Origin of the sequence: Photorhabdus heterorhabditis, assembly GCF_018448905.1 — a bacterium.
Classification (GTDB): domain Bacteria; phylum Pseudomonadota; class Gammaproteobacteria; order Enterobacterales; family Enterobacteriaceae; genus Photorhabdus; species Photorhabdus heterorhabditis.
This window is the reverse complement of sequence record NZ_RCWA01000007.1, coordinates 163,973-178,793: the sequence shown is the minus strand read 5'-3', so window position 1 is coordinate 178,793 and position 14,821 is coordinate 163,973. Positions and strand designations below refer to the sequence as shown.

General features: G+C 40.0%; 12 protein-coding genes, 1 pseudogene and 1 riboswitch. Of the genes and pseudogenes, 5 read left to right on the top strand and 8 right to left on the bottom strand.

The window, feature by feature from the left end:
* Positions 1-934: 934 nt before the first annotated feature.
* The 3 genes and pseudogenes from EAE89_RS06815 to EAE89_RS06805 all read right to left on the bottom strand — a co-directional run bounded on the left by EAE89_RS06815 (position 935) and on the right by EAE89_RS06805 (position 1,950).
* Positions 935-1,292: pseudogene (locus EAE89_RS06815) on the bottom strand (type II toxin-antitoxin system HicB family antitoxin).
* A 69-nt stretch (positions 1,293-1,361) separates the two neighbouring features.
* Positions 1,362-1,640 (bottom strand): helix-turn-helix domain-containing protein, encoded by a 279-nt coding sequence (locus tag EAE89_RS06810; RefSeq protein WP_188093414.1) that lies wholly within the window; start codon positions 1,638-1,640, stop codon positions 1,362-1,364.
* Complete coding sequence (locus EAE89_RS06805) at positions 1,621-1,950, bottom strand: type II toxin-antitoxin system RelE/ParE family toxin (protein WP_149617547.1); 330 nt, start codon at positions 1,948-1,950, stop codon at positions 1,621-1,623. Before EAE89_RS06805 ends, EAE89_RS06810 begins: the two co-directional genes overlap by 20 nt.
* Positions 1,951-2,422: 472 nt before the next feature.
* Between EAE89_RS06805 and EAE89_RS06800 the strand changes: the two genes are divergently transcribed.
* Complete coding sequence (locus tag EAE89_RS06800; protein ID WP_244866234.1) at positions 2,423-3,100, top strand: phage tail protein; 678 nt, start codon at positions 2,423-2,425, stop codon at positions 3,098-3,100.
* Positions 3,100-3,726, top strand: coding sequence for a tail fiber assembly protein (locus EAE89_RS06795; protein ID WP_214085587.1), 627 nt, complete (start codon positions 3,100-3,102; stop codon positions 3,724-3,726). Before EAE89_RS06800 ends, EAE89_RS06795 begins: the two co-directional genes overlap by 1 nt.
* Positions 3,727-3,870: 144 nt before the next feature.
* Here the strand turns inward: EAE89_RS06795 and EAE89_RS06790 are convergent, their stop codons facing one another.
* The gene (locus EAE89_RS06790) at positions 3,871-4,941 is read right to left on the bottom strand and encodes a glycosyltransferase (protein WP_149617607.1); all 1,071 of its coding nucleotides are present in this window, start codon (positions 4,939-4,941) and stop codon (positions 3,871-3,873) included.
* A gap of 919 nt (positions 4,942-5,860) precedes the next feature.
* Here EAE89_RS06790 and EAE89_RS06785 point away from each other — a divergent pair.
* Positions 5,861-6,556: a methyltransferase domain-containing protein gene (locus tag EAE89_RS06785; protein ID WP_214085586.1), complete on the top strand. Its 696-nt coding sequence runs from the start codon at positions 5,861-5,863 to the stop codon at positions 6,554-6,556.
* Between the two features lie 293 nt (positions 6,557-6,849).
* Here EAE89_RS06785 and EAE89_RS06780 read toward each other — a convergent pair whose 3' ends face one another.
* The 4 genes from EAE89_RS06780 to EAE89_RS06765 all read right to left on the bottom strand — a co-directional run bounded on the left by EAE89_RS06780 (position 6,850) and on the right by EAE89_RS06765 (position 11,796).
* Positions 6,850-7,476, bottom strand: coding sequence for a tail fiber assembly protein (locus EAE89_RS06780; protein ID WP_214085585.1), 627 nt, complete (start codon positions 7,474-7,476; stop codon positions 6,850-6,852).
* Complete coding sequence (locus EAE89_RS06775; RefSeq protein ID WP_339423056.1) at positions 7,476-8,531, bottom strand: phage tail protein; 1,056 nt, start codon at positions 8,529-8,531, stop codon at positions 7,476-7,478. Before EAE89_RS06775 ends, EAE89_RS06780 begins: the two co-directional genes overlap by 1 nt.
* Positions 8,532-9,452: 921 nt before the next feature.
* Entirely contained in the window at positions 9,453-10,967 is a 1,515-nt protein-coding gene (locus EAE89_RS06770) for a trypsin-like serine peptidase (RefSeq protein ID WP_054480309.1), read from the bottom strand.
* 544 nt (positions 10,968-11,511) lie between these two features.
* Positions 11,512-11,796 (bottom strand): molecular chaperone TorD family protein, encoded by a 285-nt coding sequence (locus EAE89_RS06765; protein WP_214085584.1) that lies wholly within the window; start codon positions 11,794-11,796, stop codon positions 11,512-11,514.
* Positions 11,797-12,188: 392 nt separating this feature from the next.
* Positions 12,189-12,372, top strand: a riboswitch (cobalamin riboswitch).
* 101 nt (positions 12,373-12,473) lie between these two features.
* Between EAE89_RS06765 and EAE89_RS06760 the strand changes: the two genes are divergently transcribed.
* Positions 12,474-13,856, top strand: a complete 1,383-nt coding sequence (locus tag EAE89_RS06760; RefSeq protein WP_214085583.1) for a cobyrinic acid a,c-diamide synthase CobB — start codon at positions 12,474-12,476, stop codon at positions 13,854-13,856.
* Entirely contained in the window at positions 13,853-14,812 is a 960-nt protein-coding gene (gene cbiB, locus EAE89_RS06755; RefSeq protein ID WP_054480310.1) for an adenosylcobinamide-phosphate synthase CbiB, read from the top strand. The genes EAE89_RS06760 and cbiB overlap by 4 nt, the downstream gene beginning before the upstream one ends.
* Positions 14,813-14,821: the final 9 nt, after the last annotated feature.

Sequence of the window (14,821 nt, the reverse complement as noted above, 5' to 3'; positions counted from 1 at the left end):
GTTTCTTTAACAACGGCGAGGTGTTCAATCAGAGTCATCATTGAGCTATCTGAAGAGAAATAAGCGTGATTAGATCATGTCATTACTCTACTTTCAATAGGCGTTAAAAAAGTATGCTCGCGCCCTGTTGGTAACCCAACGATCAGCGACTTAACTATCAATTACGTAAGAACCTGATAATACTCCTGAAAGTCTTTATCAAAAAGGAAGAGCTTGTTGGATATTTCAAACCCTGATTACATTAAATTATTATTTTAAATATAAAGTAGGAAGTAGCGTTAGTTCTCCATGTAGAGTTTTAATATATCATGATGATTTTAGCCCAAGAGTGAAGCCTTGGAAAGGTTTGACTGTGATCTACCAGACAGATAGATCACCAGTAGTAGGTTATGGTTACGTAATAGAATAAAACAAAAATGCTGACAAAGATGGCAGTATATTTATATCTTATTAAACTTAATCTGGATTAAAACTCTGTACTTAATGTTAATGAAATAAAAGTATTAGGATATTTTTAGTACTTTGGTGGACTTCTTGAAAATTTCGTAACAGACGATTTACAACAAAATTTGGCTAGGCCAAGAGTAGCTCTAAGAATATCATCTGATAACTAGACAGATTATAAGAACATAAGATGTCACTATAAATTTCCGTAGAAAACTTTTAAATTACTTTCCATATGAGAAACAGTTAGTGTCTTTTGAGTTTTCTTAATAAAAAAGTGCGCTTATACCCTATGGATTTCAAGATGTATCGCGGCGGCAAGGGAGCGAATCCCCGGGAGCATAGATAACTATGTGACCGGGGTGAGTGAGTGCAGCCAACAAAGAAGCAACTTGAAAGATGACGAGTATATAACTTAACTCGGACTTTGCATCCATACGACGTCAGTTGAATGATTTTGAGCACTATGGTGCATCCGTGCACCATAGTGCTACCTAAGTTCATGTCTTGCTGCTTCCGCTAAAAAGTGGCTTCTATCTCGATATTGTGTTGGGCTTTCTTTAACTCGATTATCAATACGCTGAATGAGTGTATCGGGTATATCGGGTAATGAGATATTAATACGCTGCTAATTTCCGGAAAATTCAGATAAATCAACATCAATAACAAACCAACTGTCAATATATTGATATTCTGCGTTTTTTGTATAGACCAGATAGCCAGGGTCTTGGATTTGTTCAACACCGCTACTGTTCGCAACCATAATCTTCGGTACACAACGCAGGAATAACCAAACCATACGCGGTGTTTTCATCTTTCGGAAATTCAACACCTACTGAGAAAAACATAATCACCTCCAAAGTCGGCGGGGATTAAATCCCCGCCATTTTCTTGATATCAGGTAGATCGGGCGAAAGTTAAAGCGTTATCTGGGGTTTTTCGATACCACAGGCTCGGGCATAACGCGCAAGAGTATCTATGCTGGCTTTGTTAATATTGCTTTCCATGCGAGAAACTGTCGGTGGCTTAACTCCCATACGTTCTGCCACTTGAGCGCGTGTAATACCTGCATTATTACGCCATTCAGCTAGCAACGCTTGTAATTTTTCTTTTCGTTCTTCTGCTTCGTATGCTGCCCGGTATTCCGGATCTTTCATCCATTCAGCATGTAATTCGTCATGGGTTTTTAATTTCATGTTTGATTTCCTCCAGTCTGCGCTTAGCTAGCTCGATTTCGCTTTTTGGCGTCTGTTGGGTTTTCTTAATGAAAATGCGAAGCATATAGATCTTGCTACCCACTTCATAAACCCAAATGCCGCGAGCTATGTCACCGCCCATTGTGCGGATCTCGTAAAGCCCATCACCAAGCGGCTTTGTGTTCGGTTCCCGCAGGAGCCGAGGGTTTTCTTCTAATTTTTTAACTAGCCGATCATACTTCACTTTTATAAGTTTCGGTAAGTTATCGGCTTCCTTGACTGCTTCATCATGATAGATAACTCTAAACACTTTTTTTCCTCCCCCTGAAATTAATATTAGCATTTAAGCTAAATTACCTCAAAGGCTAATTTTGTGAAAAAATGTACAGAAACCATCATGAAATGACCTGCAACAAAAACAGAAGCCGATACCTATTGTTCCAATAGCGTTAATCCTATGAAGTTAAAGCCCATGGGTAGAATTTAGCGAATCAGGAAAGAGTCAATAGTTCTATATCATACTTACCAACTCGATTTGGATCTTGAAGATTTGAGCAAATGAGTCATGCAAACCCGCTAATTTATTAGCCAAAACTTGTTCGCAATCTATTCATAGTGAATGCATTTCTTGCTAAATCTTCATTTTGGTTATTTATTGACACGTAAATCGACCCGATTTTTATCGTATCCGGCTTCGTTTAATGCTTTAAAGCGCTGCCCTGGCAAGAATTGCGGTGAGTTAATCGGTTACAGAAAACATTGGTTTAGTGGAAACGATGAATTTGGCTAAGAACGCGTTTCCAAAATCGGGTGGGATTGTAAACGGGAATGTGGATGCGACTGGATATGTAAAATCCGGAGAAGGCAAAGATGTTGTATCTAGTCAAGACATCTGGGCGAAAAGATACATTTATGAGTCCGGCTTACGTGTTTATAGTCCGAATAATAAACCCAGTGCGGGAGATGTGGGGGCATATACAAAAGATGAAGCAGGTAGCTTGATTGTACCTGTCGGCGTCCCAATGCCATACCCCCACCGCTATACGCCCGTCGGTTACCTTACGTGCAACGGCCAAACATTTAATAAATCTTTATATCCGAAGCTAGCGGAAGCTTATCCTGCCGGTAGGGTACCCGACTTAAGAGGCGAGTTTATTCGAGGTTGGGATGATGGTCGGGGCGTTGATCCTGGGCGTGTGTGTGGAACCTGGCAAGGAGATGCTATTAGAAATATTACTGGTGATGTGTCGTTCGGCGGAAATTATGGATTTGACGCAGTAACAGAAGCCACAGGCGTGTTTTTAGGAAAAAATACAATGTCATGGCGATCAAACACTCGCAGATTTGATTCTGAAACAGCTAATACTAATTTAGTGTTTAACGCATCACGTGCTGTACCTACTGCTAACGAAAATAGACCCCGCAATATCGCATTTAACTACATAGTGAGAGCAGCATAATGACAGAACAGAAATACTCTTTAGAACATGAAACAGCCGTATTGGGTAAAGATGGATTAGCCAATCAAGCAGGTTGGATAAAGGTTTATCACACTAATCAGATGACAAGAGAATTCACCAACGCTGATATGGAATATCTCATGCTGGGTGTCAGTGTATCAGCCGGTGCTTATCCCGATGCGCCCGAACTCCCTCAATCCCATGGTGTGGCTGTTCGTCGCAGTGAAGATAAATGCCGTTGGGAAATCGTGCCTGATTACCGCGGAAAAACAGCTTACAACACACAAACTCGTTTGCCGCAAGAAATTACTGAGCTGGGTGAATTACCCGAAAACCTGACGTTCAAACAGCCCGTTACTCACTTTGACCGATGGGATGGCTCGAAATGGGTAACTGACGAAGCAGCAATAAAAGCCAGTGAGATTGAGCAGGCAGAACAATTGCGAGACACATTGAGCAAACAAGCTAATGAAACCATCACGTTGCTCCAATATGCTGTTGATGCTGAATTGGCATCGGAAGAAGAACAGGCACTGTTGCCTGAATGGAAAAAGTATGTGGTCTTACTGAGTCGGGTTGATGTTTCATTAGCCCCTAATATTAAATGGCCTGAGATACCAGAATGATAACAACAAGGGCTGCTTATGCAGCCCGATGACAATAGTAAGACAGTTTAGTACTAATCTGGAATCATCTTGATTTTTCATTGTTTTCTGATAAAAAAGTTTTAAACATAGGGAACTGAAAAAGTGTTAATTAAGCCCTAGTATTTAAGAAATATTCAGTGCAGATTCAATTCTGCTCAAATAATTATCATCATAGAATTTTTCTATCGTATTTTTTATATCAATACTGTTAGGTAGTGGTTTTCCGTTAACAATATCTTGTAATAGATTTACCAATACATCAGGTTTATCAACAGGATATAGAGTTCCATTCATAGAGTTTTGAATAATATCTGATGGACCTGTTTTGCAGTCAGAACTGACACAATAAATGCCATAGGAATTAGCTTCACCAAGTACCATTGGCAAACCTTCATGTATTGATGTAAGTAATAGCGAGGTTACTTCTTTTATATTATTGATAATGTAGTCCCAAGGATTTACTTGCCAGCCATGCCATAAAATTTTTTGTTCTATATTTAAATCAACTGCTAATGATTGTAGAATACTCACATCATTTCCTGATCCCAAGATATGTAATTCCCAGTCTCCTTTAATTTGTGAAAGAGCATGGAACATACTTTGCAAATTTTTCCCCTTGTTTGCAACGATTCTTCCTACATAGATAAATCTCGATATATTTTTAGGACGAGTAATAGTTATTGGTGTTCTTGATATTGGGTTAAAAATCGTATGTATTTTATTATGAGGAACTCCCATATTAATCAGGTAATTGGTATTACCAGTACTAATAGACAAGTGGTAATCTGCTTTCAGTGTAAATATTGCTTTATACGCGGAATATAGGGAAAGGTGGACCCAAGAGAATATAGGTATTTTTGTGAATGAAATTTTCCTAGCTAAGTTGGATATGTAACAACCTCGTGTAGAAATGGCGATAATCAAATCAGGATTCTCTTGCTTAATGTACCTTGAAAATTGAAACGCAAAATGAATTCGGCGAAGTGTTGGATTCCTGATTTCCGAAAAGATACGTTTAAACTTTATTCCTTTTAGCCAATCGTCATTAGAGGCATTCTTATTTTCTTTGAAAAAGATAAAACTAATATCTACATCTGCATTGTTTTTGGAGAGTAAAGATACACACTTCTGACAAACAGTCTCTGTGCCACCAAAACCACTAAGCTCATAACCTACGATAATTATTTTTTTCATGATGATTTTACCTCCATAAAGAATGAATCATAAATGAGAGCTATACCAAGAATGACAAGAAGAACTCTATAAATTTTATCCGCCTTGTTTAGCAATAGAAAAATAAAGAATACAGCGAGTACATACCCTATTTTTAAACAATAACCCAAAGCTATGTGAGCTAAAAGGCAAAAGATAAAGAGTGCGGCAACTGGTAACAGTTTGGATTAGGTGATTTTTCATAGTTTTCATATTTATATATCAACAATATATCATGTAGTAGTAGAAAGTAGTTTAACTCTCAAAAAAACAAGAAAAACTGAGATTCCATTTTTTCATTCAGCCAAATTTTCTATCGATACTATACTGATTATTTTTCGTCATGTGAATAAGAATAATCTGGTATCTTTATAAACCAGAATACTTCTATCAATATAAAAGAGCTTCAATACACTGTTCTATTAGTTGCTGAAAATCAGGAGAGGATGAGTTAATAAACGTCTTGTTTACTATACCATGTACTATTATCGTGTTTTTTCGTAATTAATACTTAAGTTACTAAGAGAAATTTAGAACTTTCCTGTTTACATTACCCTGCTTTACTGAGATATTAGGTGGTTATAAATACTGTAACAAAAGGATACACCATATAGTACTAATAAGGAACTTGACCAGATCTCAATTTTTTGTTTTTAGAAAACGAAACTAATTTCTACTACTGTTATGACTTCCTATTGATAACAACAAATGAGAAAAATCCATATAATCTATGCACTTACCACATCCCTCGATTTCTTATTGCTAAGTAAGATTACATTTATGGAGTTCTTATTTTATTTCTCCTATAGGGATGATGTATTGCTCTCTGAACTTCAATTCTATCTTAATATCCTTCATATCGGGAATTATCCCGACATAAATCAACGTTAGGTGTAATCTAATGAAAAATATTTCACGCTCTACTTTAAACGATATCATTGAATGGGATATTAGCAGCTGGTCTAAGTGCTTGTGCTTTTGGCTTTTAAAAGGAAATATTGACTTAGAAAATTCTAAGGTTTTAGAAATCGGCAGCCGGAATGGTGGGTTGTCATTATGGGCCGGACTAAATGGCGCGAAAGTAATTTGCTCAGATCTCGGTGGCCCAAATAAAAAAGCCTACCAAAAACACAAAAACCATAATATTAGTAACTTCATTACATATAAAGATATAAATGCGCTAGACATACCATATGAAAATGAATTAGATATTGTGATTTCTAAATCAGTTATCGGCGGTATAGGGCGTAATAATAATGCTGAAAATCAAAAAATTGCCATATCAGAAATCTACAAATCCTTAAGAAAAGGAGGCGAATATTGGTTTACTGAAAATCTATCAGCTTCTCCTGCACATAAGATATTAAGATCTAAGTTTATCCAATGGGGAGATGAATGGAGATATGTAACAATAGACGATATGAATGAGTTTTTGCATCAATTCTCAAGTGTTGAATATATCACTACAGGATTTATTTCCTGTTTTGGAAGAACAGAAAAACAAAGAAAAATATTAAATTTTTTTGACCGATTTCTATTTTCAAAAATAGTTCCTAAAAAATGGAACTACATTATAATTGGCGTAGCCAAAAAATAGAATTCTTTACATATAAGCTCATAGTATGGAATGAGGGGAAACGCCCCTCATTTATTAGCATCCAGTACATGCTGAGTAGTTTATGATGAAAAAAGGGGATTATGTACAATTGCAAATGATAATATTGATTTACAGTTGTAGTATTATCCCCTGAGAAGGAAAGAATAAAGTTTTTCACCCTTTGAAATTCTATTTATTCCTTAAATTCAGTATTGTAATTTCGTTATAGGAACTACACCTTTATCAGTTGGATATTCCGCATTTTAAGGTACAGTTCATGTATGATCCGGAGTTTATTTCGGCTGCTCCGGCCATTCAATATTGGGAGCTTGGGAAATATCAACCCGGCTCAACATCACTCTGTATTTCTTCCATGTCTGTAGAGCTACTTTTTCAGCTTCAGTGGCCATGTCTAAGTCAACGGTGTCTTGCAGCAATGCAACCGTTTCATTCGCATTCTGACTCAATGCCGAACGTTGCTGTTCTGCCTGTTCAATTTGACTGGCTTTTTGGGCTTTAGTATCTGTTACCCATTTTTCTCCATCCCAGGTATCAAAATCAGTGACCGGCTGCTTGAATGTCAATGTTTCTGGCAATTCACCCAGCTCAGTGATTTCACATTTTTGACGGTTTTGTGTGTCATAAGCCATTTTTCCACGGTAGTCAGGCACGATTTCCCAATAATGTTTATCTTCACTGCGACGAACAGCCACATCATGGGATTGAGGGAGTTCGGGCGCATCTGGATAGGCGCCTGCTGATACACTGACACCCAGCATGAGATATTCCATATCAGCATTGGTAAATTCTCTTGTCATCTGATTAGTGTGATAAACCTTTATCCAACCTGCTTGAGTGGCTAATCCATTCTTACCTAATATTGCTGTTTCCGGTTCTAAAGAATATTTTTGTTCTGTCATTATGCTGCTCTCACTATGTAGTTAAATGCGATATTGCGGGGTCTATTTTCGTTAGCTGTTGGGACGACACGTGATGCGTCAAATGTAAATGATAAAGAACCACCTCCTGCGCCCTGCGCACGCCCACCCGGTCGATATGTGTAACTGAATGCACCAGATGCGCTACCACCGCTTTCTGTTGTTGGATTACCAAAATTGCCGGTAATATTACGAATTGAGTCCCCCTGCCATGACCCGCATACACGCCCTAGATCAACACCGCGCCCATCATCCCAACCACGGATAAATTCACCGCGCAAATCAGGTACTCTACCGACAGGATAAACCTCTGCTAATTTTGGGTATAAGGATTTATTAAACGTTTGACCATTGCACGTAAGGTAATCCGATGGAGGATTTGGTTTCGGCCATGGAATGGGGGAGCCGACAGGGTGAGTAGTGACAATACCGCCGTTTACACTCCCGTTGTTATTTAAAAAATATGCATGAAGATTTCCGTTGGGATCAATGTATAACTGACCCACATCGCCACCTACTGTACCAATATTAAGTCCTTTAACCCAGCCAGCGTTCTTAGACCCGCCCCAGACCCCAACATAACCACGTGTCGGGATACTGTTGACAAAAATAAATCCAGAAAACGCTCCCACATCCCCGGCACTTAAACTGACATCCCCACTCAACGCCTTCCCATTAATTTTCCGACTACTCGGCACCGCATTATTAGCTTTTTGCTCAATAGGTGTAATATCGTCCATATAAACACATTCACCGCCATGCTTTGCGCCATTATTGTTTGAAAATTGCGCAAATAGTCTCCCGCTAGAATCAACCCAGATCTGTCCGTAGTCGCTATCACCAACGCTAACTCCTTTTGCATAATTGACAGATGCTCCACCACGGAACGGGCCGTTATATCCCAGTGTTGGTATTTCATCAATTGATCTCAGTCTAGGAAAAGCCCCAACATCCCCGGCACTTAAACTGACATCCCCATTCAACGCCTTGCCATTAATTTTCCGGCTACTCGGCACAGCACTTTTCGCCAGATTCACCGTTTCCACTAAACCAAGGTTTTACAGAATCTATAAACTAGCAATAACTTATGTCGAAGCAGTGTGCTAAAGCATTAAATGGAAATAAAAATGGTAAAAATCGGCTGCATCCATGTATTAATAAATGACCAAAATGACGATTATCGGAGATAGTATCGTGAGTGGTCTAATTGTGAACAATTGTTGGTCGTAAAACAACCCGTTTCTGTTAATAGTCAAAATAGTTCACATATGTTAGTAAGGTACATATCTTCCTCAATCATGATAGAAATAGATTGATTATGAACTAAATCAGTTGTTGTATTTTTCTACCTTGCGTATTTTAATCGTGGAAATTTTTTATAACTAAATAAATTGGAGAGTTATCTGGAATCTTATATAGAATTTGGTAACTATACCCTTCATCTTTCAAGCCGCTGCTTTTTTGGCTGCGTTCACTTACCCCAGCCACAAAGTTCTCTATGCTCCCGGGGATTCCGCTCCCTTGCCGCCGTGATGCAAACTGAAATCTATTGGGTATATAGGATATTAAGCATTCATCTTATTAGAACTATTTTATTTGCTATTGAGCAAGTGTTGTTGAGCGTTATTGATATCATAAGTATAATTCATATTTTTATATGCTGAGTTTTTTTGTAAAAAATTAATTTTATGAGATGTATTTGAATGTAACCTGATGAAATGTTGATAAATATGTCTTGGGCGGATTGATTGTTCTGTAAATAATAACAAGTAGGTTTTGTTTAACTTTAAAGTAATGTAATTAATTAAATAAGAGTGCTATGTATATTTGTTGTTTTAATATTGTTGAAGGTGATGCTAATTACATTAAATTTGAAAAAAACCAAGAGGTTTTAATTGATTTTATATTTATCAGTGAATATAAAAAAGGCCAGCAAATGCTGGCCAATTTTGAAAGATTTATTTCTTATCGCTAAAGTCATTAAAGGATATTGGGCCTTTGTTACCCGCTTGATCTAAGCCATATACACAAAAACGTATTGGGGCATCTTTCTTCATAAGTGAGATCGGTATTCTTCTATAAATAGAGTAACCTGTGTAATCATCACATTTTGTAGATTTCACTGGCCCTGATTTTATACGTAAATCAACAATTTCCCACGGACTAAAAATAGGGTTAACAACCCATCGGTCATCTGCTTCAAAAATTAATCTTATCTCTGGTTTTGTTGATGGAGGAGTATTGTCAATTTCACGTAATTTTATTGATGCATTAGATGTACTCTGCCAGAGTTTATTTGCAGAATGTTGCCCAATAACACACATGGTATAAATCCCTTCATTGGAAGGAACGGCAAGTTTTTCCAGCGGTTGGGTAGTGACTGAAATAGGTTTGCTGTATCCTTTAGGATCTGAACAATCAACATTACTCGCAAGCCCTCCCTTATAGCGAATCTTATCAAACCCCTTTTCCTCAAGACGTAAATTCCAAGTGGTAGGTTTGTTGTCAACTGTGCCCTTCGTAATTAGTGGACCGTTAGCGTTAATAGTGATCCCTTTTCCATCATCAAATTTACTTAAATCCAGTTTTCCATCAGGGGTAAATGCATGTGCAATTTTATCAATAGGAATATAGTAACTGGCGCCAGTACGAGAGAAACTGTGATCGATAATAAATTCACACGGACGATTAAGACCGCAACCCGAGTAACTTCGGTCAACGGTGGTATTTAATACACCAATTATCTTGGATTGATCTTTCAATATAACCGGTGAACCAGAAGTGCCTCCCGCAACCCCGGCGCAATTAACAGAAACAGCCGGAGACCAAGCCCAGATACCTTCATATACAAGCGAGGCTTTTCCAGTAATGTCGCAAGCTGAATAGCGTAGATAACGTTTATCACCATCTACACCATTGACCGGAATGTGAGCCAGTTCAATGGGATGACTTGCTACTGCTTCATAATCTTTGTGTAACGTCACCGGCAGTATTCCGCGATTTGCCAACTCACCATAAGTTGCTTTAAGTCTGAAAACTGCAAGGTCACCGCCTTTCATTGTTGCGTATAAAACTCTATCAACATCAACAGGTTGGTGTTTATTAATTAAGTCAATAAAGTAATTTGGTGTGTATGTCCAACCAGGGCCTACAGGTTGGTCAATCACTACTTCATTAGTATCTAATGAAGAATCAAAACAATGGCCTGCGGAAAGAATAAGTGCTTGTTGATTGGCATCAGGGGTTTCTGAACCGGCAATAAGTGTTGCGGTACACAGGCCGCGACCGCTTAGTTTACCCACATGCTTAAATCGTTCAGCGCCCGGGTCCGTAGATTTTAATAGCGGAGCTTCGTTGCTGGTATTGTCTTGCAGATCAGCAATGTGCTCGTTGTTATTTTCGGGAAGCGCTTGTGCGGAACAACTTGCTGACACAATCCCTGTAATAAGTGTAGCTAAAAAGATTTTTCTCATGTTTTTACCTCATGTTGTTTACATTTTTGATCTTTCCATGTAATGGAAACAGACATTCAATGAAGAAAAAATTATCGCTAAGTATTTTTTAAAGCTTTAATAAATCCTCTATATGAGTATTTAATGTTTACTAATTTATGAATTAATAGACAGTTTTTTTAGCGCATAAAATCATTCTATTGGATGCCTGTTATCCATAGCCAATAATAAATAACATAAAAATCAGTTGAACCGTTTTATATACTGCAATAGAGCTGTAACGATCAATATACCTGTTATCTTTCAAGTTACCTCTTTGTTGGCTGAACTTACTCACCCCAGTCACAGAGTTCTCTATGACATAGTTATCTATGTTATCTATGCTCCCGGGGATTCGCTCCCTTGCCGTCGCGATGCATCTTGAAATCTATTGGGTATATAAGGGTTTTTCTGATATTACAAATGATGGGTTGGTTAAATAGAATTTAAACTCTGGAGGAATGTAAATTTATTAATCGTTACTTAAATTTCCATCCAGAGCATTTATTGAGGAATAATAAAAGTGTTAGTGGAATAATTCTAGTTCTGCTACGGTTAGTTTTAGTTCAGTTTGAAGGGTTTTTAAATAGTCAGTCGCAATGGTGGCTAAAATCCGATAAAAATCATTTTCTAGTTTGGTTGCTTGAACGAGTTTCAAGTAACGGTATACCCATAGTAGCAGGTGCTGTTCCGGTAATGTACGCGCCTCGGGTTTATGTCCTTGTTCCAAAATATAAACTAAAGCAAGTGGCATGAGGCCGGGTTGATCTTCTGGGGAATGAGTAGATTGATTTGTTCTGACTGTGGGCATAATAAAAACAGGCACCAAGCATACGCAGAATCGTGGTATCTAATAATATCGGCAGTTCTTATTGTGATTGGGTTTATACAGTGATGTAAAAAGCAATTTTACGATAAACAGCATCATAAGCTGATGTGATATGGATAGATAGTTGATTATGATCAACGTTTAATCTGGTACTGTGTTGCTACTATCTTTGTTAGCAGGTTAGCGATGATTTTTACTATAAAACGCATAAATTTATCGCCGAAAATAATCATTGTCATCATTTTTTTGATGTGAAAAATATATATTTAATTTGCATTTTAATTAAATAAAGTTAATAAGGTTATTATGATAAAAGTGAATATATCATTAGTTATCTAATAATTTAATAACTTAAAGAGTAGGCCACGTTAAAAATAAATAAGCCGCCGTCGGGTTAATATCGCACCTAATGGTGTGTGGGAAGGAGGTGAAAATCCTCCGCAGCCCCCGCTGCTGTGATGCTGACGACTCTGCTAATGCCACTGGTCGGAACGACTGGGAAGGAAGCGGAGAAGGATGATGCTAAGCCAGAAGACCGACCTGATAGGCAAGAGACATTAACTCCTTCGGTGGGAAGCGGGTTGTCATCCAAGTGGTGTGCGCAAGGCTGGCACGTCTTATCGACGCTCATTTTCCGATCGATATGTCGGGAATTTTTTATGCAATGGTCAGGCAGGAAAGCATTTGTTATCGCGGGTACTGGCAGTGGTTGTGGTAAAACTACCGTTACCCTCGGCATTTTACGCGCGCTGATGCTGCGAGGGTTGGCGGTTCAGCCGTTTAAAGTAGGGCCAGATTATCTGGATAGTGGCTGGCATAGCACCGTATGCGGTGTGGCATCCCATAATCTTGATGCGTTTATGCTGCCAACAGCGACTCTCAATGGTCTTTATAATCAGCATATGCGCTATGCTGATGTGGCGGTCATTGAAGGTGTGATGGGGCTGTATGATGGTTACGGTATTGACCCTAATTATTGCAGTAGTGCTGCAATGGCTAAGCAGTTGGGATGCCCGGTGATTTTGTTGGTAGATGGTAAGGCCGTATCCACTTCTGTAGCTGCAACTGTTTTAGGGTTCTGTCGTTTCGATCCTTCTCTGACGATCGCAGGAGTCATTGTTAATCGCGTCAATTCTGAAAATCATTTCGAACTGATCCGTTATGCCATTGAACATTATTGTGGTGTTCCGGTGCTGGGGCGTTTGCCGGTGATGAAGGATGTATCGTTGCCATCCCGTCATCTTGGCCTTATTCCTGCGCAGGAGCAGGTTGCTGATGATGCTCGTTGGCAGCGGTTGGCTCAACAGGTTGAAACCTATATCAACCTTGATCGTCTGTTAGCGCTTTGTGACTGTCCTATTTTACCGGAAGGTGAGGCCCCTCCATTACCTGATCCCGCGTTGGCTGATGGTTTGACGCTGGCATTAGCGGATGATGAAGCTTTTAACTTTTATTACCCAGACAATCTGGAAATGCTGGAGCAGGCTGGTGTACAGATTCACCGTTTTAGTCCACTGCATGATCGCCGTTTGCCTGATTGCCAGATGATTTATCTTGGTGGCGGCTACCCTGAAATATATGCCGCTGAACTGGCCGCCAATAGTGCTATGCGGGAGGTTTTACAGGATGCTCATCACCGGCAGGTTCCGCTTTATGCTGAATGTGGTGGTCTGATGTACCTTGGTGAGTCATTGACCGACGGAGAAGGGAAACGCCACCAGATGACGGGCATTCTGCCAGGAGAGAGTCGGATGGGAACGCGGCTAATGCGCTTTGGTTACTGTCAGGCTCAAGCTCGTTGTGACACTTTACTGGCCAAAAAAGGCGAAATTTTGCGAGGGCATGAGTTTCACTATTCCGATTTTATCAGTTCGGTACCTTCGGTTTTTGACTGTACTAAATGGCGTGACGACATGGTGATACAGCAATGGGCCGGGGGATATCAGGTACAGCAAACTCTGGCCAGTTATCTTCATATCCATTTTGCTCAGCGTCCCGGTCTGCTGGATCGCTGGTTGGCACTTGCCAGGAGGCTGTTATGACCCTTGCTGCTTGGTTTGCTGCTTTCCTGCTCGATAGTTGGTTAGGTGATCCACCGCATTGGCCCCATCCCGTGCGGTGGATTGGCAAGCTGATCTCACTGGTACAACGGGCTATCCGGCACTGTTGTCACAGTGAACGTGCATTGAAGGTCGGTGGAGCGGGGTTGTGGATAGTGGTTGTCGGGCTGACTTGGCTGGTGAGTTGGGGATGCTTGTGGTTGATGAATTACATTCATCCTTGGATCGGTTGGTTGGCCGAAATATGGATGATTTACACTCTACTGGCTGGTCGTTGTCTGAGTGATGCGGCTATGGCGGTACATCGTGTCTTGCAGCGTGGTTCATTGGATGAAAGTCGCCAACAATTGTCGTGGATTGTTGGGCGGGATACGTCTCAATTGGATGTACCACAAATTACGCGTGCGGCGGTAGAGACGGTGGCGGAAAACAGCGTTGACGGTGTTATTGCCCCACTGTTTTTCCTGATGATTGGCGGAGCGCCGTTGGCAATGGCTTATAAAGCGGTCAATACCCTTGATTCTATGGTGGGATACAAAACGCCGGAATACCGCGCTATCGGGTATGTCTCCGCCCGTATGGATGATCTGGCGAACTGGCTGCCGGCGCGGTTGAGCTGGTTGTTACTGAGTGTAGCAGCTTGGTTTATTCAGGTTGATTTTCGTCAGGCGCTGCGTATTGGTTGGCGCGATCGTTATCAGCATGCCAGTCCTAACTGTGCCTGGCCGGAAGCGACGGTTGCTGGCGCGTTAGGTATCCGCCTTGGTGGTCCGAATTATTACTTTGGTGAACGGGTAGATAAACCTTGGATTGGTGATGAACGCCGTAAAATCGCGCTGACGGATATCCCGCTCAGTATCCATTTGATGATGGTAGCTTCGCAACTGGCTTTACTGTTGTTTGCTCTGTTGCGCTTACTGTTGGTCGGAATAGCTTAGAAAAGGGCA